Source organism: Fibrella musci (assembly GCF_041321105.1).
Classification (GTDB): Bacteria; Bacteroidota; Bacteroidia; order Cytophagales; family Spirosomataceae; genus Fibrella; species Fibrella musci.
Genome location: NZ_JBGGWD010000001.1, coordinates 195,931 through 216,984, shown reverse-complemented (window position 1 = coordinate 216,984; position 21,054 = coordinate 195,931). Strand labels below are relative to the sequence as shown.

At 56.0% G+C, this 21,054-nt stretch carries 17 protein-coding genes; 7 read left to right on the top strand and 10 right to left on the bottom strand.

The features are described 5' to 3' along the window. Positions 1–250: 250 nt before the first annotated feature. The 9 genes from ACAW74_RS00925 to ACAW74_RS00885 form a co-directional block, all read right to left on the bottom strand. Complete coding sequence (locus tag ACAW74_RS00925; RefSeq protein ID WP_370696304.1) at positions 251–2,713, bottom strand: TonB-dependent receptor domain-containing protein; 2,463 nt, start codon at positions 2,711–2,713, stop codon at positions 251–253. Positions 2,714–3,018: 305 nt separating this feature from the next. After that, positions 3,019–3,423, bottom strand: coding sequence for a hypothetical protein (locus ACAW74_RS00920; protein ID WP_041257941.1), 405 nt, complete (start codon positions 3,421–3,423; stop codon positions 3,019–3,021). 99 nt (positions 3,424–3,522) lie between these two features. Then, positions 3,523–4,737: an alanine dehydrogenase gene (locus tag ACAW74_RS00915; RefSeq protein ID WP_370696303.1), complete on the bottom strand. Its 1,215-nt coding sequence runs from the start codon at positions 4,735–4,737 to the stop codon at positions 3,523–3,525. A 73-nt stretch (positions 4,738–4,810) separates the two neighbouring features. Then, positions 4,811–5,233 carry a tRNA (adenosine(37)-N6)-threonylcarbamoyltransferase complex ATPase subunit type 1 TsaE gene (gene tsaE / locus ACAW74_RS00910; RefSeq protein ID WP_370696302.1) on the bottom strand — a complete coding sequence of 141 codons (423 nt, stop codon included), beginning with the start codon at positions 5,231–5,233 and terminating at the stop codon, positions 4,811–4,813. A 191-nt stretch (positions 5,234–5,424) separates the two neighbouring features. Continuing rightward, complete coding sequence (gene polA / locus ACAW74_RS00905; RefSeq protein WP_370696301.1) at positions 5,425–8,493, bottom strand: DNA polymerase I; 3,069 nt, start codon at positions 8,491–8,493, stop codon at positions 5,425–5,427. Positions 8,494–8,741: 248 nt separating this feature from the next. Further along, entirely contained in the window at positions 8,742–9,704 is a 963-nt protein-coding gene (locus ACAW74_RS00900; protein WP_370696300.1) for a fasciclin domain-containing protein, read from the bottom strand. Positions 9,705–10,077: 373 nt separating this feature from the next. After that, positions 10,078–10,596: a Rad52/Rad22 family DNA repair protein gene (locus ACAW74_RS00895; protein WP_370696299.1), complete on the bottom strand. Its 519-nt coding sequence runs from the start codon at positions 10,594–10,596 to the stop codon at positions 10,078–10,080. 123 nt (positions 10,597–10,719) lie between these two features. Beyond that, entirely contained in the window at positions 10,720–13,065 is a 2,346-nt protein-coding gene (locus ACAW74_RS00890; RefSeq protein WP_370696298.1) for a glycoside hydrolase family 20 protein, read from the bottom strand. Between the two features lie 171 nt (positions 13,066–13,236). Beyond that, positions 13,237–14,487, bottom strand: a complete 1,251-nt coding sequence (locus tag ACAW74_RS00885; protein ID WP_370696297.1) for a protoporphyrinogen/coproporphyrinogen oxidase — start codon at positions 14,485–14,487, stop codon at positions 13,237–13,239. A 292-nt stretch (positions 14,488–14,779) separates the two neighbouring features. Here ACAW74_RS00885 and ACAW74_RS00880 point away from each other — a divergent pair, with 292 nt between their 5' ends. The 7 genes from ACAW74_RS00880 to ACAW74_RS00850 all read left to right on the top strand — a co-directional run bounded on the left by ACAW74_RS00880 (position 14,780) and on the right by ACAW74_RS00850 (position 20,538). Next, positions 14,780–15,355, top strand: coding sequence for an anthranilate synthase component II (locus ACAW74_RS00880; RefSeq protein WP_370696296.1), 576 nt, complete (start codon positions 14,780–14,782; stop codon positions 15,353–15,355). Continuing rightward, complete coding sequence (locus ACAW74_RS00875) at positions 15,352–16,131, top strand: alpha/beta fold hydrolase (protein WP_370696295.1); 780 nt, start codon at positions 15,352–15,354, stop codon at positions 16,129–16,131. The genes ACAW74_RS00880 and ACAW74_RS00875 overlap by 4 nt, the downstream gene beginning before the upstream one ends. 84 nt (positions 16,132–16,215) lie before the next feature. Continuing rightward, positions 16,216–16,884, top strand: coding sequence for a CBS domain-containing protein (locus ACAW74_RS00870; protein WP_370696294.1), 669 nt, complete (start codon positions 16,216–16,218; stop codon positions 16,882–16,884). A 98-nt stretch (positions 16,885–16,982) separates the two neighbouring features. Continuing rightward, positions 16,983–17,858, top strand: coding sequence for an NAD kinase (locus tag ACAW74_RS00865; protein WP_370696293.1), 876 nt, complete (start codon positions 16,983–16,985; stop codon positions 17,856–17,858). 98 nt (positions 17,859–17,956) lie between these two features. Then, positions 17,957–18,982: a hypothetical protein gene (locus ACAW74_RS00860; protein WP_370696292.1), complete on the top strand. Its 1,026-nt coding sequence runs from the start codon at positions 17,957–17,959 to the stop codon at positions 18,980–18,982. Between the two features lie 15 nt (positions 18,983–18,997). Further along, a complete protein-coding gene (gene porG / locus ACAW74_RS00855; protein ID WP_370696291.1) occupies positions 18,998–19,672 on the top strand; it encodes a type IX secretion system protein PorG in 675 nt (224 codons plus the stop codon). A gap of 11 nt (positions 19,673–19,683) precedes the next feature. Then, the gene (locus ACAW74_RS00850) at positions 19,684–20,538 is read left to right on the top strand and encodes a M23 family metallopeptidase (protein ID WP_370696290.1); all 855 of its coding nucleotides are present in this window, start codon (positions 19,684–19,686) and stop codon (positions 20,536–20,538) included. Positions 20,539–20,634: 96 nt separating this feature from the next. Here the strand turns inward: ACAW74_RS00850 and ACAW74_RS00845 are convergent, their stop codons facing one another. Further along, entirely contained in the window at positions 20,635–21,018 is a 384-nt protein-coding gene (locus ACAW74_RS00845; protein ID WP_370696289.1) for a DUF779 domain-containing protein, read from the bottom strand. Positions 21,019–21,054 lie beyond the last annotated feature (36 nt).

The window sequence follows — 21,054 nt, the reverse complement described above, 5'->3', positions numbered from 1 at the left end:
CGTATTTATTGCTAAAACAGGCCGCAAACCTACGCGCAAAACCATTGCCAATTGCTACCAGGCTGACAAGATGACACGGTGGCGCAACGAGTGAACGAGTGAACCGGCTGACGCGACCACACTATTCGCTTGTTCACAAAAAAGCCGCTCTTCATGGTGAGAGCGGCTTTTCGGTTGACTTAACCTAAACAAAAGCTTTGTATGACGGGCAGGCGGCGTAACGCCAGACTTTAAACCTTGAACAGCAAACTTAATTTCCCCCTTTCATGCGGGATTTCAGGTCGTCGGCGCCGGTGTTGCGCTGGCGGGCGGCTTTTACCTGCTGATTACCAAATCGATAGGTGAACGTAGCCCGAACAGCACGGCTTTGCCAGAATGAACTGACGGCGAAGTCGATGTCCTGGAACTGGGCGATACCCCGGAAGCGGTTTGTCCAGAAGATATCGTTCATATTGAGGCTCAGGCGACCGCGTTTTTCCCAGAGCTGTTTCTGCAAGCCAATTGACAGCGACCCCTGCGGCCGGAAGCGGTAGAACCCATAGACACCCGCCCCGTTATAGTAGCCACTGACTTCCAGATTGAGCGTCTTGCTGAGCGTGAAACTCTGGCTCGTATAGGCGTTCCATGATGTCTGTTGCAGCGTCAGCAACTGATCGTTGTAGATGGTTTTGTAGTTGTTGTAGAACGCCGACACGTTGGTTTGCATCTGCCACCACTTGGTCACCGGCAGCGGGAAACTGAACGTCAGGCTGAGGTTGTCCTGGTGGTCGATGTTTTCGCTGGTGACGAACGTTTTGTTTTCGGCGGCAATCTGACGGGGTACTTCGTCGAGAATGGCGTCGCTGATACGGCTGTAGGCCAACGTAGTGATAAACGCCTGTTTGAAGGTATGTGTCAGTTGCAGGGAGTGCGTAAACTGCGGGCGGAGGTTCGGGTTGCCCTGCTGATAGGTGAACGGGTCGAGGAAGAATACGAACGGGTTCAGGTTCTGGTAGTTAGGCCGGTCGATGCGGCGGCTGTAGTTCAGCGACACAGCATGGTTGGTGTCGAGTTGCTGCGTCAGAAACACGCTCGGAAACAGGTTCGTGTAGTCGCGCTCACGACGGTCGTTGAGCGTAACCGAGTTGCCCAGCGAGTTGGTGTGTTCGAGGCGTAGACCGGCCTGTAGCTGCGTTTTCTTGCTCAACTGTGTGCTGTAGTTGACGTAGGCGGCCGAAATCTGCTCGGTATAGATGAAGCGGTTGGAACGGGTAGGATCGTTGGCCCACACATCCGTTTTGGTCTCAAACGTCAGGTTGTTGTCCGATTCGACGCGGCTCGCTTTCAGCCCCATTTCCAGTTTGCCTTTCTTCAGTGGACGAGCGTAGTCGACTTTCCCGACCAGAATCTGAATGGCCGACGGCATGGTGTTCCGTACCGAATCGGGGCGGCCGCTGGGTACGTAGTCGGGTGTGAAGAACTGGGTGCCCAACTGGTTGCGCGAGCTACCGTCGTACGTCACATAGTCGACGTCGGCGCTGATTTCGTGGCCTTTGTCGTCGATTTGATGCTTGGCGTTGAGGTTATAGTTAAGGTTAGTGAGTCGGTTACCGACCTTGCTCACGGTGGTAAAGCGACGTGTGACAGCCAACTGCTCGTTCAGAATGTCGGTTTTGCTTTCGCCCGCTGGCTGATTCCAGTTTTCGGTAAAGCCGCTGAACAGCGCACCCAAGGTTGTTTTCTTGCCTACCGACCAGTCGGCACCCACTTTGAAATTGTGGTTCTGGCTGAAGCTTACCCGGTTGGTGTGCTGATCGAAGTAGGTAACGTTGTCGTTAAAGGGAATACGGCGATAGATGTTGTTGGTGTTGAAATTTTCGTAGTAGCCATAGCTGTAGTTGCCAAACAGATTGACTTTACCAGTGCGGTGGTTCAGGTTGAGTGAGGTCGTGGCCCGGCCGCGTCCGTTGGGTTGCAGCGTTTGGCCGGTGCCCAGGGTGAAGGTGCCATTGGTGCCGAGGTTCTTGTTCTTCTTGAACCGGATGTTGATGATCCCGGAGTTACCCGCCGCATCATACTTAGCCGAGGGATTCGTAATTACCTCAATCTTCTCCACGTTGTCGCTAGGGGTGTTGCGCAGCAGGTTCATCAGTTCCTGCGTAGAGAGGTATGAGCGTTTGCCGTCGATTTCGACGATGACGCCGCCTTTACCCCGCACTTTGATGGCTTCATTCTGCTGATCGACGGTGACGCCGGGGGCTTTTTCCAGCACCTCCAGCAACGTATTCCCCGCCGAAACCACGCTGTTCTCCACGTTGACAACCGTGCGGTCGACCTGCTGCTCGATGAATGGCTTTTTCGCCACCACCTTTACCTCGGCCAGCTTTTTTTGTTCTTCGGCCAGTTTTAGTGCCGGTAAGCTGACTGTGGCGTGATCCGCATCGATCGCGAACGGTTCACTATACGTTTTAACGTACCCAACCATCTGGGCTGATACGCGATACTGCCCGGCACTGATGTTCTCGAACGAATAGGCGCCTTCGACATCGGCAACGGCCCCTTTAACGAGGGTTGAGTCGGCGCTGCGAACGAGAAGCAGGGTGGCAAAAGGCATGGCTTTGTCGGCTTGATCGACGCTGCGGCCAGTGATACTGCCTTTGACCGCTTGCTGCTGAGCCAGTGCGGTTTGGAAAAGAAGCCCGGCTAAAACGAAGAGTAGAGAGAAGGTACGCATGGTGTAATGGGGCTGATGCCGTAGATGATGTTGTAAAACAAAGGTACTAGGCACTGCATAGTACCTGATCTTACACCAACGGTCTGAAAGCATTGGTCAATGGTTGAAACAGGAGAGACGTGGTTAGGCTGGAAGCAAGATTACCCAACAGATGCGAGCAGGGGCTGGGTACGTTGCATGAAGCACCAAAAAAACGGGATGAACAGCCTAAAATCAGCCGTCAACGAAATAGGGTCAATAACAGAAAAGCCCGATTCTTACAGAGAATCGGGCTTTCAAGCGAATATATAGAATCGTAGCGTTGGCTAATCTTCGGGGTAGGGGATGTAGACAAAGCCCGTAAACTCACCGATGACGACAAAGAGGCAGCAGTATTCGTCGGGATTTTTGTAGTTCTCTTTCCAGAGATCATACGAATCTTCACCGATGAGTTCGCGCTGCACAAATTCGTCGAAAAACGAGGCGTTATACGTAAATGTGTTGCCCAGATCGCCCTCGCCAAACAGCAGTTGCCCGATGGGAATGCGTTTTTTCGACGCCACAAACACCGGGTAGTCCGAAAAGCCGCGCTTTCTGATCTGGTACGAGGCTTCTTTCAGCGCGTCGGCCACCTGCACAAAATCTTCCGACACCATGCCCATCAACTTCTTGTTGAGGTCGGGCGAGTTGGCGTCGTCCATCAGGACGTTTTCGTTACTGTTATTAATCACGGTTGGTTTGACGTTTGTCGTTTACTGTTTGACGTTGTGCTTCCGGTATACCGCTCTGAACAAAACATCAAACGGTAAACGACAAACGTCAAACTATACCTAAAACCGGCTGGCCCCCAGTAGCAGTTCCAGGTCTTTGAAGCGCATGCCGAATTTGCGGGCGATGTAGAGGTTGGTGAGCGTGCCTTTGTGGCAATAAACGCCCCGCATAAACCAGCGGTTGGCGTAGATCATGGCTTCGATACCGCCGTTGGTGCCGGTTTGCAGCAAAAACGGCAGGAAGATGTTGCTCAGCGCCATGCTTGCCGTATGCGCCACGCGGGCGGCGATGTTCGGCACGCAGAAATGGATGACCTCGTGGGTGCGGAACGTCGGGTTTTTGTGCGACGTCATGCGCGAGGTGGCGAAATTGCCCCCCTGATCGATGGCCACGTCGATAATGACCGAATTGGGTTTCATGCGTGACACCATCTCGTCGGTAACGACCACCGGGCTCAGGCCGTCGTCGGCGCGGAGGGCACCAATCACCACATCGGCCCGTTCGATGGCTTCGGTCAGCGTGTCGGAATCGAGGATCGACGTGTATACCGACGTACCTACGGCGTATTTGAAACGCTGAAGTTTGTACAGGTCTTTGTCGAACACCTTCACATCGGCACCCATGCCCAGAGCCGTGCGGGTGGCGTATTCGGTGACTGTGCCTGCGCCCAGAAACACCACTTTGGTGGGTGGTACGCCCGTGATGCCGCCCAGGATGATGCCCCGGCCGTTGGCGCTGCTGCTGAGGTATTCCCCGGCAATGAGCATGACGGTGCTGCCCGCAATTTCGCTCATCGACCGGATAACGGGCATGCCCCCCGCCTGATCCTCAATGTATTCGTAGCCGATGCCGGTGATGTGGCGTTCGTTGAGCTTTTCGAAATAAGGGCGTTCGTGTGCGGGTAGGTTCAGGGCCGAAATAACCGTGGTGCCTTGTTTTAGGTGCTGAAATTCCTCGTCGACTAGCGGCTCGATTTTCAGGATCAGGTTGGCCTCATATACCTCCTTAGGCGATTTGGCGATCTGCGCTCCGGCTTCGCTGTAGTCCGAATCGCTGAACTTGGCGCCGATACCCGCCCCTGTCTCTACGATTACTTCATGGCCGTTGCGCACAAGAATGGCCACGGCTTCGGGCGTCAGGGCGATGCGGTTTTCCTGTAACGAAACTTCTCGGGGTAAGCCAATGAGTAAACTATGCTGCGAACTCTTGACAGGCGCGGGCGACTCTTTGGTATACAGGGCTGTTTGTTTCGCTAGTTCTTCGAAGCCAGTCATGAAAGGGGAGGTTAATGAACAATGCGCGGTAGGGGCGAGGCGATAGGCCGACTAAGGCAACCGGGACCGGCCCTCATTGAACACGCTTGGTTTCTACAGTGCGGACGCCGTTCGGGTCAGCCGTCAGTTGGATGAGGTAATAAGTTGGTGGCCAGAGCGACTCAATGCGTTCGGGCCATTCGATAAAGCAATACGCCCCGGAGTCGAGGTACTCGTCGAGGCCGATGTCGAGCGCTTCGGCCTCATTGCGGAGGCGGTAACAGTCAAAGTGATAGACCGAATCGCCGGTCTGGGTGCTGTACTCGTTCACCAGCCCGAAGGTCGGGCTTTGTACTACACTCACCACACCCACCGCCCGGCACAGGGCTTTGATCAGCGTCGTTTTACCAACGCCCATGTCGCCCTCAAACAGCCACACACGCTGATTGTCGGCCTCGGCCACCAGTTGCTGAGCAACAGTGTCCAGTTCATCGAGTTGCGTAAAAGTTTCCGTCATGGGGGCTAACTGTGTAGACAAAGATACAAAAAACCCCGCCGTTGGGCGGGGTAAAAAGGTGGGAACGGGGATAGCGTGGATTTAAGTGATGATCACGAATTCATTAAATGGTAGTTGCAGATTCCGTTCGATCCCCCTGGCATCCGCAATCATCCCCTAAATCCGCGTCATCCGCGTTCCATTTTTTTCGTTTAGTGCGCGACCAGCCAGTTCTCGCCGAAGCCTACGCCCGTTTCCATTTGAACGGCCATCGGAATGGCGGTTTTCATGATGCGGTCGACGTTTTCTTTGAGGTAATCGAGTTCCGATTTGTGAGCGTCGAAGACCAGTTCGTCATGCACGGTCAGGATCATCTTCGACTTGAGCTGTTCCTGCGACATGAACTCGTGGATACGGATCATGGCGATCTTCAGCATGTCGGCGGCGCTGCCCTGAATGGGCGCGTTGATGGCGTTACGCTCGGCAAACATGCGGTCGGTGATGTTGCGGGAGTTGATGTCGCGCAGGTACCGCCGCCGGCCCAGAATCGTTTCGGCGTAGCCAAAACCGCGCGCTTTCTCGATACTCTGATCCATATACGCCTTCACCGCCGGGAATTCCTGGAAGTACTCTTCGATGATCTGGCTCGCTTCCTTGCGCGGAATTTTGAGCCGCTGCGCCAGCCCGAACGACGAGATGCCGTAGATGATCCCGAAGTTGATGGTCTTAGCTTTGCGGCGCATTTCGCCCGTTACATCGCTAATGGGTACGTGGAATACCTTGCTCGCCGTCTGCGTGTGAATGTCGATACCGTTGTTAAAGGCGTCGAGCATGGTCTGGTCGCCGCTGAAAGCCGCCATGATGCGCAACTCGATCTGCGAGTAGTCGGCCGACATAATCAGAAACTCGTCGGAGCGGGGCACAAACGCTTTCCGGATCTCCTGACCGCGCGGGGTACGTATCGGAATGTTTTGCAGGTTCGGATTAGTGCTCGAGAGCCGCCCCGTCGCCGCAACGGCCTGATTGAACGAGGTATGCACACGGCCCGTGCGCGACGAAATCAGCAGTGGCAGGGCATCGACGTAAGTGTTCTTCAGCTTAATCAGCTCCCGGTAATCCAGGATTTTGCCGATGATCGGGTTTTCGGCTTCCAGCTTCGAGAGCACCTCTTCGCCGGTGGCATATTGGCCGGTTTTGGTCTTCTTGGCGTTCTTGTCGAGTTTGAGTTTGTCGAACAGCACTTCGCCCAGCTGTTTGGGAGAGCCAATGTTGAACTCGCCGCCCGCAATTTCGTAAATCTCGCTCTGCACCTGCCGCATGTCGGTATCGAGCGTGGCCGACAGCTCTTTCAGGGCGCCGGTGTCGAGCGTGATGCCTTCCAGCTCCAGATCGGCCAGCACCCGCACAAGGGGCATTTCGACCTGATCGAACAGCTTGTGCAGGTTGTCTTTGTTGAGCATCGGCTCAAACGTGTCGCGCAATTGCAGGGTGACGTCGGCATCTTCGCCCGCGTATTCCACCACCTGCTGCACGTCGACCTCGCGCATCGTGAGCTGCCCTTTGCCTTTTTTACCGATCAACGATTCGATCGCCACCGGTGCGTAGTTGAGGTAGACTTCGGCCATCACATCCATATTGTGCCGCTGTTCGGGCTCAATCAGGTAGTGGGCGAGCATGGTGTCGAAAAGTGGCCCGCGTACTACCACGCCATACTTCTTGAGCATCAGCAGGTCGTACTTCAGGTTTTGGCCGACTTTCTCGATGGCTTCATTCTCAAAAAAGGGCTTGAATCCATCCACCACAGCCTGGGCTTCGGCCCGATCGGGCGGCACAGGTACGTAGAACGCTTCGCCCTTGCGGTACGAAAACGACATCCCCACCAGATCAGCCTCGACGGGGTCGATGGCGGTGGTTTCGGAGTCGAAGCAGACCTTGGTTTGCTCGTTCAGGTACGTTACCAGCGCGGCGCGCAGCTCGGGCGTGTCGACCAGTCGGTAATCGTGCACGACCGAATGAATGGTTTTGCGAGGCTCGGCGGAGAAATTGGGGTCGAGTTCAATTTCGTGCGCATCGTCGCCCCAACTAGCCAACCTGGCAGGCGACTCGGCGCCCGGTGCGTCTTCGATGCCTGCTGAATCGGTCACAGCGCCCGGTGTGGCGGCTTCGCCTGACGCAACAGGTACGTTGACGGCTGTTTTTTTTGCTCGCGTTTTCTTTGGTTCGGGCGTGGTAAGGGCCGGCGCAAAACTGTCGTCGAACTGGAAGGGTAGGTCGTCGGCACCGCTGGGTGCCGCCGCTGGCATGGGTATAAAGGCCGGCGTGGGGTCGAAGAGGCCCATTTGCCCGTTGGCTGGTTTGGCACTAACCGAAGCAGGCGCCTGCCCCGCACCAACGGGATCGTCGCCCAGCAGGCGGGTCTTCATTTGCCGAAACTCCAGTTCGTCGAGCAGAGCAGCGAGGCGGGGTCTGTCGTAGTCGGTCAGGCGCAGGGCGGCTTCATCGAACGGCACGGGCACTTCCAGATGGATGGTAGCCAGTTCTTTCGACAACAGCCCCTGTTGCCCGTATTGAACGACATTCTCTTTCAGCTTGCCTTTCAGTTGATCGGCGTTGGCGATGAGATTTTCGACACTGCCGTAATCGGCAATCAGTTTCTGCGCCGTTTTTTCGCCAATGCCCGGAATGCCTGGAATGTTATCGACCGAATCCCCCATCAGCCCGAGCATGTCGATCACCTGCCCGACGTGCTCGATGCCCCAGCGGTCGCAGATTTCTTTGACGCCCTGCTTTTCGGCCGGTTTGCCCATAAACGCGGGCTTGTAAATAAACACACAGTCGTTGACCAGCTGCCCGTAATCTTTGTCGGGCGTCATCATATACACCTCGAAATCACCCGCCTGACAGGCTTTTTGGGAGAGCGTCCCGATGATGTCGTCGGCTTCGTAGCCCTCCTTAATCAGCATTGGGATATTCATGGCCTCCACAATCTGCTTGATGTACGGAATAGCCACCGAAATATCTTCGGGCTGCGACTGCCGGGTGGCTTTGTACATCGGAAACTGCTCGTGCCGGAAGGTCTTTTTCGAGTGGTCGAACGCGACGCCGATGTGCGTGGGCTTCTCTTTCTGCAACACCTCCATCAGCGAGTTCATGAAGCCAAAAACAGCGCTCGTATTCACGCCTTTCGACGAGATGCGTGGGTTTTTGTTGAAAGCGAAATGAGCCCGATAGATGAGGGCGAGGGCGTCGAGCAGGAAGAGCTTATGCTGTGGTTTTGCCATTATAAAAAGTCTGTTGCAGTCATCGATCGTCAGGGACTACCGCTCATTGATTGCGGCAATGAATGGCGACGGATGGCCGTCTATGACTACAAATGACTCTAAAAAAACAACAGGCTGTATACGCTTTTGATTCCGGTTTCAGGCTCGATTAGCCGCTAAAAAAGGCTCCGCCCGGCCCACACTGTGCGAAAGGCAACAGCACGAACCGGACGGAGCCGCTCATCGAAAGGATGAAAAAAGGCCGTTGATCAGGAGCCGGGCAAAAGCACGCGGTCGATTCGGTGGATGACGGCGTTCGTCGTCAGAATATTGGCACTCGTCACGTTTGACGCACTAGTGCCGTTACCCGCGCCCGTCACGGTCACGCCCGTTCCGGTTACGCCAAAGCGGAGCGTCGGGGTGGCACCCAACAGCGTCGGGCTGGTCTGGCCATCGGTGAGTTGGGTTGAAAAGACGCGGCCCGGTACGACGTGGTACGACAGCACTCGTTGAAGCGTAGCCGGGGGAGCCGCAGCGATGGCCGTTGCACTCAAACCGGCATCAATGAAGGCCTGATTCGTTGGGGCGAAGAGTGTGGCTGCTGTCGTCGACTGGAGTGCCGTAACGACGCCCGCACCGGCCCGCTGCACCGCGGCAGCTAGCAAACTGTAATTCTGTGGATCAGCTAGTACGGCGGTTACAACGTCGCCCGTGGGCGGCATCAGCACCCCATCGATGACGTGCACCACGCCGTTATCGGCAGGTACGTCGGCGATGGTCACGCGCCGTCCGTTAACCGACACGTTGTTGCCTGTTTTGGTAATATAAACCGTACCGTTGGTGGTCAGCAGCGTTTGCTGAGGCGTATTGACCGCCGTGGGGATGTTGGCCGCCGGTACCCGGCTGCTCAGCACGTGATATTGGAGAATTGGGGTAAGTTGAGCGGCTGTCAGCGAATTGCTCACGGCGTCGGCGGTAATCCCAGCTGCCCGGAAGGCATCGTCCGTTGGCGCAAAGACCGTCAGATTACCGCCGCGAAGCGCATCGGCTAATCCAGCCTTGATGACGGCTGCCCGCAGGATTGTAAACCGATTGTCAGATTGGACAATGTCCGTAATGGTGTTGGTCTGCGTGACGGGTGTACCATCTTTCTTGCAGCTGCTAGCAAAAAGAGTAACGAAGAGAAGCAGACAGCCTGCCAGTGTCCGAAAGGGATGTTGACTGAAATGCATAAGGTTACAGTTAATGTTAAAGAAAGTTTGCAGGTTGATTGAACTGACAACTGACCTCTTAACGCTCATTAAAATGTTTTGTTTAACGTTTTCGGTTAAAGGCTAAACAGTGTGCAGCCTATCGTTGGTGAATCCTAAAAATTGAATCAACTGTTTTTTCTGTTAAGTCGTTGACTGTCAATAAATTGTTTTATTAGCGAGGGCGGTATCATATAGGCTGCCTCTAATAAATTTCTAATCTTATACGGTAAGTCAGTTATAGCGGGTATACATCTCCTCTAGTAACAGGCCGTACCAACGCAACAAGGCGGTTAACCGCAAGGAATCCCTTGTTGCTAACCGCCTTGTTGCGTTGATATTGACTAACGAGTCGTCAGGCTTTCTGGTATGAGGCCTTTAGAACGACCATGTCGCCGCCCCGGTAGCTACCGTCGTTGATTTTCTTGACCAGCACGTCTAGTTGTTGAGTGGCCCACTCGGGTATGAATTTATCGGGCGTGTCGATCATGACCCGGGGGTAATTATAGAGCGAACGACCCAGACCAAACTGAACAGCGCAACGCTTCATGGCATCCGAAATACCCCCTTTCACTGGTTCAATGTCGGTGCGGCTGGCCCCATCCATTTTGGCGAGCGACACGGCAGGAGCAGAGTGCGTGGCAGGGACCGTAACCGTGATTTTGCAGAGAAAGCCTCCCTGGATTTCGGTGATCTCATTCTGCCAGTTTTGCCAGCCAAACTGCCGGTCGAACCGCTCCATCACGCAACGGTTGGTGATGTAGGGTACTACAATCAATTTGCCGGTTTTGGTCTGCATCTGAACCCGCCATTCAATCTCTTCAGGCTGGATTGGCTGGGTCAATATCTCAAGTGAATTTGTTGTCTGTTCCATACCCTTAATATACGAAAAAAAGCGGTTCATTGAGCGATTGCGTTTGATGTTTAACGTCTAAGGTTTGACGTTGATTTGGGCGACATCAGACAACGTTAAACGTCAAACTTTAAACCCGAAACGCTACTCGACGATTACCTCATCAATAGCCAGCGCGGCGGGGCGGCCGCTGCGCTCGTTGGTGGGGTCGTTGGGTACGTTGCCGTAGTTTTTGACCGTCACGCGGATGTAGCGGGCGCGGGCGGTTTTAAAGTCGGCAACGGCGGGTACGATACGCCAAGGGCCTTCCAGCGGCTCGTTGATGGGCTGGGCAATGGCATCTTTGAACGAATCGCCTTCCCGCGAGAGCGCCACCTCTACGGATTTAGGCGGTAACACCCCGAACATCACCTTCTTCAGAAACGATAACGACACCTTCGTAACGGGTTTCACCTCGCCAAGGTCGATGGTGAGCTGAATGTCGGTGCCACCTACCTGCACCCACGGGCGGTCGTCTTTAGGGCTGCTGGCGACCTGCCCGTCGGTGAGCTTTTTGCGGCCGTCGTCGCCAGGTACGTTGCCGACGTAGGTGTACGGTTTGCCTTTGGCCCGGTGAATGTAGAACGTCTCCGAAAACGGTTTATCGTTGCCGGGAACGGTGATGGCCCGGATGGTCGTGGTTTTCGTCAGTGTGATCGGGGCAATGTATTCCGTCGACGCGTCCGCACGAGGCTCTTTGCCGTTCGTGGTGAAATAAATCTTGCTGTCGGTATCCAGTTTGCCGAGACGTACCTGAAGCTGACCGGGTGTCGCCGCTCCTTCGCCCGTAAACTGCGTTTCGGCCCGCACGTCGAGCAGCCGTTTGGCGTAGTTGACCTGTTTCTGATCAAGGCGTTGCAGGTGGGTCTTGAGCCGGGCGGTGAAGTCTTCAAAGTTGCGCGGTCCGGCGGGCATCCAGCCGATTTCGGCAAGAGCCACGGCGCGTGGGAAAACCATGTACTCGACGGCTTCGGGCGTTTTGATGTATTCTGTCCAGAGGTTGCCCTGCACGCCCTGAATGAATTTTTGTTCGCTCGCCGATAGTTCGGTCGGAACGGGTTCGTAGCCGTAGACTTTTTCGAGGGGCAGGTAGCCGCCAATGGTCAGCGGTTCGGTGGCGGGATCGGCCTGGTACTTGTCGAGGTAGCAAAACTGCCCCGGCGTCATCACCACGTTGTGCTTTTGTTTGGCCGCCTCGATACCGCCCTGAATACCCCGCCAGCTCATCACGGTGGCGTTTGGCGCCAGGCCCCCTTCCAGAATTTCGTCCCAGCCAATGATAGCCCGGCCCTTGCTGTTCACAAACTTCTCGACCCGCTGAATGAAATAGCTTTGCAGTTCTTCCTCATTCTTGAGCTTCAGTTTTTTAATCAGCGCCTGACAAAACGTGCTGTTCTTCCAGGCGTCTTTGGGGCATTCGTCGCCCCCGATGTGAATGTATTTGCCGGGGAAAAGGCCCATCACCTCCGTCAGCACATCCTGAATAAACGAGAACGTTTTGTCCGACGGGCAGTACACATCCCGAATAACCCCCCAGCGGGTGCCCACGGCGTAGCCTTTGCTGGGCTCACAGCCGAGTTCGGGGTAAGCTGCCAGCGCCGCCAGGGCGTGGCCCGGCAGTTCGATTTCGGGCACGATGGTCACATGGCGGGCTGCCGCATAGCGCACCACGTCTTTAATCTGTTCCTGCGTGTAGAAGCCGCCATAAGGCTTGCCGTCATACTGCTGCGGGTAGTTTTCGGCGTAGTGGCCAATGAGCGTCTCGCTTCGCTGTGAACCCACCTGCGTGAGTTTCGGGTATTTCTTGATCTCGATGCGCCAGCCCTGATCGTCGGTCAGGTGCCAGTGGAAGGTGTTCATCTTCTGCATAGCCATCACGTCGATGAACTTCTTGATGAACGAGGCGGGCATAAAATGGCGGCTCACGTCGAGCATAAGCCCCCGGTAAGCAAACCGTGGCCGGTCGAGCAAATCGCAGGCGGGCATCGACCAGTTGGCTGCGGGTACAGGTACGTTGCCATACACCGCCGGCGGCAGTAACTGCATCAGCGTTTGCACCGCGTAGAAATAGCCTTTGGGCGTTTCGGCCGTCACGCGCACGCCGTCGGGCGTTACCCGAAGGGTGTAACCTTCGTGGCCACAGCGGCCTTCGGTGTGCTTGTCGAACACGATGTGTTTCCCCTTTGCCAGAGCGGGGCTGCTCGTGGCCATTGCAATCGGAAGTCCGCTCGTGAGTTTGAGTTGCGCCGCCAGCAATTGGGCTGCTGCCGTTTGGCCGGGGTCTTTCCCTGTGGTGAGCACGCGGGTGGTTGGGGTGAGGGTAAACCGGCCCGCACCCCCCGAGAACTTAGCCGGAAAAGGGATGAGGTTATACTCGTTGTCGGGGGTAGACTGTCCGAATGACAGGACAGTGAGGAGAAGCAGAAAGAACGTAAGGCCAGAGCGATGCATAGTGTGATTGATAATAGGAGGGGTATTACCCCACCCGGACGCGGGACCGCCCCGGCCCTCCCCTTAAATGAAGGAGAGGGGAGTAGCACTACCCAAAAGCTCCGCTGGCGGAGCTACTGAAGTGCCGATCTCCCTCCCCTGTTTCCAGGGGAGGGGCTAGGGGTGGGGTGGTTAAAGTAGTTCAGCAACGAGCCGCCCGGTTTGCATGGCGGCGTTGAGCGAAGGGTAAGCTGTCTGGTCACCGCACTGATAGAGCGAGTCGGCCAGTTGAAGCGGTTGATGTTTTGCCGTTGGGCCGTAGGCGGGCAGTGCCTGTGGTAGATGATCGGTGCGCAGGTGGCGCCATCCCTGCACCGAGTCGCCATACCAGTTGGTCAACTCCGAGCGGAGCGTTGTGGCCAGAGCCGCTGGATCGACCTGTAACAGCCCCTGCGTGCTGACCGAGATGAGCAGCTGATCGGCGGGGGCGTAGGCGGGCGATACATCGCTCAGGATCGCCAGGTTATGGACCGACGACGATCGTTTGGTGTTCAGCAGCAGCAGCTTGTCGGGCTTGAGGGCGTCGGGGCGGGTGCTGGCCGGGGCGGCAAAATAGGTGCAGGTAGTGTGGTTGAAGGCGGTAGGTTGCGGAATGACCTCGCCCCGTAGCCGCGCGGCCGAGGTGGCGTCGACGGCCAGTACTACGGCGTCGGCCTGGATCTGCTGCCCCGACGCCAGGTGCACCGTTTTGCCCTGTACGCGATCGACAGGTACGTTGAGGCGCAGGCTATCAGCGGGCAGGCGGCCGGCCAGTTGGGCCGGAATCTGCCCGATGCCCAGTGCCGGAATGGCGGCGTCGCCGAGAAAGAAGTTTTTGAAGCAGAACTCAAAGAAATTACTCGATGTGGTCAGGTCGTCTTCCAGAAAAACGCCGCCGAAAAAAGGCCGAAAGAAACGTTCGATGATCTGCTCAGAAAAGCCCTGTTCGCGCAGGTACGTTGCCGTGGTGGTGGCGGTCTGCCCAAACAACTCGTCGCTCGCCATTCCCTGCACGTGCCGGATCAGCTCCACAATTCGCAGCTTGTCGGCCAACGTACCGATGGGTGATGTCAGCGTCTGGAAGATGCTAAGTGGTTCACTGAACGGGTTGAGCAAGGTCATCCAGCGTTCACCCGCGCCCCCTTCGTCGTGGTGGATGCGGGCGCCCGAGCGGAACAGCCGCAGGTCGAGGGCGGCATAATTGAGCAGCCGCTGCGCTTCGGGATAGGCCGTCAGCAGAATCTGAAAACCCCGGTCGAGCCGGAAGCCGTCGACCAGGTCGGTACGTACCCGGCCCCCCACGCCATCGCTGGCTTCGAGCACCAACACATCGCGGCCCCGCTGATGCAGGTAGTTGGCGCAGGTCAGGCCGGCAACCCCGGCCCCAATAATCACAATCGGCATTCGTGTAGGGTAATGATGCGTGTAGGTTACTCGTTTGCTGACAAAAAAACGGATTGTTTGGCGAGGGGCCAAACTTACTGAACCAACAGCCCCAAACAAGGGTACTAGTGAATGAAGCCGACCGCCCTGCCCCGACGTCGGCTGACGGTAGATCAAACATCATTTTTTTGTGAAAAATTGACTTTATCCAAGTTAACAAAAAAATAAAATGCTGTCTAACAGTGATTTGTGTTTTTAGGGTTGACAATTATTCTTAGAGGTGTCATTTTTGGCATCAGCACACCTGCCACTCATGCGTTTACTCATGCTCGATAATGCCGATTCATTCACCTACACGCTGGTCGATTACCTGCGGCAGGTGGGGGCCGAGTGTGTGGTGCGCCGCAATGACCAGCCGTTCGATACAATCCTGACCGACGCCTACGATGCTGTGGTGCTGTCGCCGGGGCCGGGCACACCCGCCGACGCCGGTTGCCTCATGGAGGCTGTGCGCTATTATCACAACCGTTTGCCTCTGTTAGGCGTTTGTCTAGGCATGCAGGCTATCGGGCAGTTTTTTGGGGCTACATTGGGCCATAGTCCGCGACCCGTTCACGGTAAGGTTTCGGCCATTGAGGTCGATTCGACCGATCCGTTGTTTCGCGGGTTACCCCGGCGCTTCAACGTAACCCGGTACCACTCGCTGGCGCTGACCAACGTACCGGCGCCATTGCGGATAACGGCGACAACAGCCAGTGGCGAGGTGATGGCGATCCGGCACCGAACCCTTCCCGTTTGGGGTGTGCAGTTTCATCCCGAAGCCGTGCTGACGGAGGGCGGGCTGGCGCTACTCCACAACTTTATCACGACAAAACCGACCACCTTATGACGACTGTGCACCACGAAGGCGAATTCCACTACATCGATGAAGGACAAGGCGATTGCCTGCTGTTGCTACATGGGTTGTTTGGCGCACTCAGCAACTGGGACGACGTGATCGAGACATTCTCCCGACAGTACCGGGTGGTCATTCCGGTGTTGCCGATCTACGACATGCCTATGCGCGAAGCCAGCCTCGACGGGCTGGTGGCGTTCGTGGAGCGGTTTGTTGCGTTTCGTGGGCTCACCAACCTGACACTGCTCGGCAACTCGCTGGGTGGACACGTGGGGTTACTCTACACTTTCAAACACCCCGACGAGGTGCTTCGGCTCGTGCTGACGGGCAGTTCGGGGCTGTTTGAAAACGGCATGGGCGGGTCGTTTCCCAAACGTGGTAGCTACGATTTTGTGGCCGAGCGCGTGGCCTACACCTTTTACGATCCCAAAGTCGCCAGCAAAGAACTTATCGATGAGGTGTTTGAGGTAACCAGCAGCATTCCGAAGTGCATGAACATCGTGCAGATTGCCAAATCGGCACAGCGGACGAATCTAGCCAAAGATTTACACCTTATTACCGTGCCAACGTTATTGGTATGGGGTTTGAATGACACCATCACACCGCCGCACGTGGCCCATGAGTTCGAACGGCTCATCGCGAATACCGAGCTGCATTTTATCGACAAATGTGGTCACGCGCCCATGATGGAACATCCCAAACGCTTCAATGCCCTGCTGACGCAGTGGCTTGAGAAACACCCGATAGGCGTGGAAGCAGTTGGCCAGTAGGCAACGGGCCGATGACCAACTTTTCCAAACTATCAAAAAAACTTCTTAGTTTTCCTGACAAGCGCGTTATACCCCTTTTGGACTATGTTGGCTGCCGAATTGATCGATCCCATGATACCTGCTCTGAAGCCGGGCGACACCGTTGCCGATGCGCTCGATTGGATGCAGGAACATCACTTAACGCAACTAGCCGTCGTTGACATCAACCAGTACATGGGCATTGTCAGCGAAGACCTGTTGTTGAATCTCCCCGACGATCAGCGGCCCATTGCCGACGTGATGCGGTTGGCGGAAGGCGTTTTCGTACTGGAAAATCAGCACCTGCTGGAAATGATTGCCCAGATCAACGAGCACCGGCTCGATGTCCTGGCGGTGCTCAATACGGCCAATGAATTTATAGGCACGGCGAGCGCCAGTGAATTGCTGCGGCAGTTTGCGCGCGATCTGGCCATTCAGGAGGCGGGCGCCATTCTAGTGCTGGCACTCGACGAACAGGATTACTCGATGGCCGAGATCAGCCGACTGGTCGAGTCGAACAACGTCAAGATCGTGAGCAGCTATTACAGCAGCGCCGCCTATGGCATGGTCGATAAGTCGCGGCTGACGTTGAAGCTGAATCGGCGCGACATTACCGCCGTCGTATCGACGCTGGAACGGTTTGGCTACACCATCGACGCGGCCTTCGCCAGCGCCCCCATTGACAGTATTGATCAGGAACGCCTCGACGCGCTTCTCCGCTATTTGAATACTTAATTCGTTTGGTGTTTAACGTTTGACGTCTAACGTTATCTACGTCGTGAACGCGCAGAACTAACGTCAGACGGCAAACGCCGAACGCCAAACGCCTTTCCATGAAGATTGCCATTCACGGACGTACTTTTTCGGAGCAGACCCGCCCGTTTGTGCAGTCGATGTTCGACACACTGGCGGCGCGGGGTGCTGAAGTCCAGCTGTCGGCCAGTTACCGCCAGTATATCGATGAGGCGGGAATCTCGCACAACAGCGAGCTGACTTACAAAACCACGGCCGACATCTTCGATGCCGATTTCGCCTTCAGCCTTGGTGGCGATGGTACGCTGCTCGATGTTGTCTCGCAGGTAGGGCCGCGCGAAATCCCGATCGTCGGCATCAACATCGGGCGGCTGGGGTTTCTGGCAACCGTATCGCCCGGCGGCATTCAGTACATGCTGCACGCCCTTATTCACAAGAAATACACCATTGACGAGCGGTCGCTGGTCAGTGTGCAGTCGGAGGCTGATATTTTCGAAGGCATTCCCTTCGGGTTGAACGATTTCACCATCACACGTACCCAGAGTTCGTCGATGATCACGGTGCATACGTACCTGGACGGCGAATTTCTGAATTCATACTGGGCCGACGGGATCATCATCTCCACGCCGAGCGGGTCTACAGGCTATTCGCTTAGTTGCGGCGGGCCGGTTTTGCTGCCTCATACCAACAACTTTATTATCACGCCCATCAGCCCGCATAACCTGAACGTACGCCCGATGGTGATCATGGACACCTGCAAGCTTTCGTTTGAGGTAGAAAGCCGTAGCGGAAATTTTCTGGTCGCGCTGGATTCCCGCTCCAAGACGGTGGATGTGGCAACAAAATTGCACGTTCAACGGGAGAAGTTTTCGGCAAAACTGGTCAAGTTGAATGACGATAATTTCCTGAATACGCTCCGCAGTAAATTGAACTGGGGCTTCGATGTGCGCAACTGATCGAAAATAGAAAAGCACGTCAGCGGCCAATAAATTGCATTCAACGCCGTTTTCAAAGCAAACCGCCACTCGTGGTGGTTCATATCGTAATCAACTCCATGACCTATAGACATATCATTACCTTGGGGATTCTGTCGGCGCTGCTGGTAGGCGGAAGCAGACACGAGGGGTACGCGCAGTACCGGCAGAATTCCCGCTTTCTTCCTTACTCATACGTTGCTTTTGGAGGCGGTACGTCTACCTACTTCGGCGATCTGGCGGGCTACAGTCAGCCGATCAAGACGCTGTTTACCTTGCCCCGCTGGAACGTTGGGTTATCCTACAACCGGCAGTTTACGCCGCATTTTGGCGCACGGGCTTCCTTCACCTGGGCACGCATCACGGGCGACGACTACACCTTTGCCAAGAGCGATCCGGTCAAGTACGCCGCGCAATATGCCCGGAACCTGCACTTCCGCAACGACCTGAAAGAGTTTGCGCTGATCGGTAACTACGATTTCATTGCCAGTGGACGTACCCCCCGCGAACGGCCCAAAGTAACGCCGTATGCCTTGTTCGGTGTGGCACTGGTGGCGCACAACCCCAAAGCGCTGACGAGCCTGACGAGTGTAAGTGGCGAAACCCCCGATCGGAGCAATCAACAGTGGGTGGCGCTGCAACCGCTGGGAACGGAAGGGCAGGGGCAACCCGGCTATGCCAAGCCTTACTCGCTCGTCACGATTTCGATCCCTGTTGGATTAGGCGTTCGTTACGCTCTTAACGAATTCTTCAACATTGCGGCGGAAATTCGCATTTCTCCAACCTTCACGGACTACCTCGACGACGTGGGCGGTCCTTATCCCAACCCGGCTGATCTGACTACACCGCTGGCTCAGGAATTCTCGAACCGCGCGTTTACAAATGATCCTACTACCGGCCTCGCCATCAAAGAACGATTCGCGGCGCGCACAGGCGACGATCGGCTGGGCGGGATCAATCAGATTGCCGGCGCTGGCATTGACCCGGCCCTTTTGACGCAGCGCGGCGGCGGTAGCCGAATTCCGATTCGGGACTCGTATTTGCTGACGAGCTTCCAGATTCAGTATATTATCCCGACGAAGATCAAGTGTCCGCCTATTCGCTAACGTGTGCGACTACGTATGAAACTACCCATAGCCCGGCTTCTCGCAGTCGGGCTTTTTCTCAGCCCATTGCTGGCCTTGAGCCAGAAAATTGAGATTGGCGGTGGCTTGGGCGCCATGCTCTACAAGGGTGATGTATCGCCCACGCTCGATCCGCAATTTGCCCGGCTGGGAGGTTCCCTGTTTTTTCGCTATCACCCCAGCCGTTCGTTTGCGGTGCGGGCGCAGGTGCTGGTTGGGCGTCTTGTCGGGGCCGACAGTCTGTCGCGGGATGTCTTTCAACAGTCACGTGGGGCCGCTTTTCGGAATACAATCCGCGAAGCAGCGCTTACTGCCGAGTATAAGTTTCGGAACTACACGCCCCTGCGTAATGTGAAAAACTGGACACCCTATGTGTTTGGTGGCGTAGCGGTGTTTGGTCATGGGCTACGGCTCCCCGGCGAAAAACCGATCAACATTGCCTTTCCGCTTGGTGTTGGCATCAAGTACGAAATAGCTCGACCGTGGAGCATCGGGGCTGAGTTTGGCACCCGGTTTACCTCCTCCGACTCCCTCGACGGACTAGCCAACCCCGGCCCCGGCACGCCCCGGCTCTCACAGAGCGATCCCGACCGTAAAGATCACTACACCTTTGTGGCCCTGACGGTGAGCTACACGTTTTACCGGGTTTTCTGCCCGCCGGGAAGCCTATAGGTGCGTGGGGTATGGGCGAGAGCCCTTATTTTTGGCAAAAAACCGATTGCGTCAATTTGTCAACTCTATCATCGCCCCACTGGCTAGCCCGAATTGCCAGTTTGTCGCTAGCGTTTGTGCTGGGCGGAATCAACATTGCCTCGTCGCAGGTACCCGCTACGCCCATTCCTGAGCCAACGCCCTACGAGCTTTGCCAGCAGTTCAATGCGCTGTATGTGCAGATTCGGGAGGAGAGCATCAGCCCCGATTCAGCGCGGGCGACGTTCAGCCAGATTATGCGCGGGCTTCGGGCTGGGTACGTTACCAACGTCGATTACCCCTCAGATACCACCTCCAGCGCTGGCCGTGAGCGGATTGCCCTGTATTTTCCGTTGCGCGGCTACGCACCGACGGCCATTGGTGGCTCACACGGTGAAGGGTATCGCGCTAAGGGGTTCGATTTGTTCGATTATACCGTGCGGGGTAGCCACCCGGCGCAGGATATTTTCATCCGCGATACCAATCAGGACTCGGTCGACGACCGTGATGGCAAACCCGTTGATGTGCTGTCGATGAGTGAGGGGCTGGTGCTGGCGATCGAAACAGGCTGGACACCCGGTCAGGAATACCGGGGCGGCAACTGGATCTGGGTTTACGATCCGGTGCGAAATGGGCTGTTTTACTACGCCCACAATCGGGTGGTGAACGTCACGATGGGCGACTGGGTACGTGCCGGTCAGAAGATCGCGGAGGTGGGCCGAACGGGCCTGAACGCCTACAAAGCCCGCTCCCCGACACACCTGCATCTGATGTACCTGCAAGTGCAACCCAACGGCCTGCCCCAACCCCGCAACACTTACGACTGGCTGCTGAGTGCCAAACGATAAGGTCGCAATTTGCTGGTAGACAGGTTATTGCTTTTTGTTATTGCAAACGGATTGCGAGACGAGCCCAACACACCGGCGACGGTAATACACTACGCATTACGCGCCAACCTGAACGGGGAAAAGCTGTGCATATTCGGTGTCGGTAAACAGCCGTGACCGGATCAGAAAGCGAATACCGAGGGGGATTTCCAGCGAGAAACTGGCGCCTCGCCCCGGCGTCACGTCGATGGTCAAATGCGTATGTTTCCAGTAGTTGAACTGATCGTCGGCCATCCAAAAGTCGCAACCCTCGACTTGGCCCAGTAGCACGTCGGTGGAGCCGATGATAAACTCACCTTTGGCGTAACACATGGGCGACGAGCCATCACAGCAACCGCCACTCTGGTGAAACATCAGCGGTCCGTGCTGCGCCTGAAGCCTATGCATAATCTCGGCAGCGGCCGGCGTTACATCGACGCGGGTAAGTGGCTGATTGGTCATAACGTAGGGGGGGATGTCAGGTACGTAGGTGGGCAG

What these genes read in the sequence shown, in the direction of transcription:
- ACAW74_RS00925 (WP_370696304.1), bottom strand. Translation starts at nt 2,713, where the DNA reads ATGCGTACCTTCTCTCTACTCTTCGTTTTAGCCGGGCTTCTTTTCCAA.
- ACAW74_RS00915 (WP_370696303.1), bottom strand. Translation starts at nt 4,737, where the DNA reads ATGACTGGCTTCGAAGAACTAGCGAAACAAACAGCCCTGTATACCAAA.
- tsaE (WP_370696302.1), bottom strand. Translation starts at nt 5,233, where the DNA reads ATGACGGAAACTTTTACGCAACTCGATGAACTGGACACTGTTGCTCAG.
- polA (WP_370696301.1), bottom strand. Translation starts at nt 8,493, where the DNA reads ATGGCAAAACCACAGCATAAGCTCTTCCTGCTCGACGCCCTCGCCCTC.
- ACAW74_RS00900 (WP_370696300.1), bottom strand. Translation starts at nt 9,704, where the DNA reads ATGCATTTCAGTCAACATCCCTTTCGGACACTGGCAGGCTGTCTGCTT.
- ACAW74_RS00895 (WP_370696299.1), bottom strand. Translation starts at nt 10,596, where the DNA reads ATGGAACAGACAACAAATTCACTTGAGATATTGACCCAGCCAATCCAG.
- ACAW74_RS00890 (WP_370696298.1), bottom strand. Translation starts at nt 13,065, where the DNA reads ATGCATCGCTCTGGCCTTACGTTCTTTCTGCTTCTCCTCACTGTCCTG.
- ACAW74_RS00885 (WP_370696297.1), bottom strand. Translation starts at nt 14,487, where the DNA reads ATGCCGATTGTGATTATTGGGGCCGGGGTTGCCGGCCTGACCTGCGCC.
- ACAW74_RS00880 (WP_370696296.1), top strand. Translation starts at nt 14,780, where the DNA reads ATGCGTTTACTCATGCTCGATAATGCCGATTCATTCACCTACACGCTG.
- ACAW74_RS00875 (WP_370696295.1), top strand. Translation starts at nt 15,352, where the DNA reads ATGACGACTGTGCACCACGAAGGCGAATTCCACTACATCGATGAAGGA.
- ACAW74_RS00870 (WP_370696294.1), top strand. Translation starts at nt 16,216, where the DNA reads ATGTTGGCTGCCGAATTGATCGATCCCATGATACCTGCTCTGAAGCCG.
- ACAW74_RS00865 (WP_370696293.1), top strand. Translation starts at nt 16,983, where the DNA reads ATGAAGATTGCCATTCACGGACGTACTTTTTCGGAGCAGACCCGCCCG.
- ACAW74_RS00860 (WP_370696292.1), top strand. Translation starts at nt 17,957, where the DNA reads ATGACCTATAGACATATCATTACCTTGGGGATTCTGTCGGCGCTGCTG.
- porG (WP_370696291.1), top strand. Translation starts at nt 18,998, where the DNA reads ATGAAACTACCCATAGCCCGGCTTCTCGCAGTCGGGCTTTTTCTCAGC.
- ACAW74_RS00850 (WP_370696290.1), top strand. Translation starts at nt 19,684, where the DNA reads ATGGGCGAGAGCCCTTATTTTTGGCAAAAAACCGATTGCGTCAATTTG.
- ACAW74_RS00845 (WP_370696289.1), bottom strand. Translation starts at nt 21,018, where the DNA reads ATGACCAATCAGCCACTTACCCGCGTCGATGTAACGCCGGCCGCTGCC.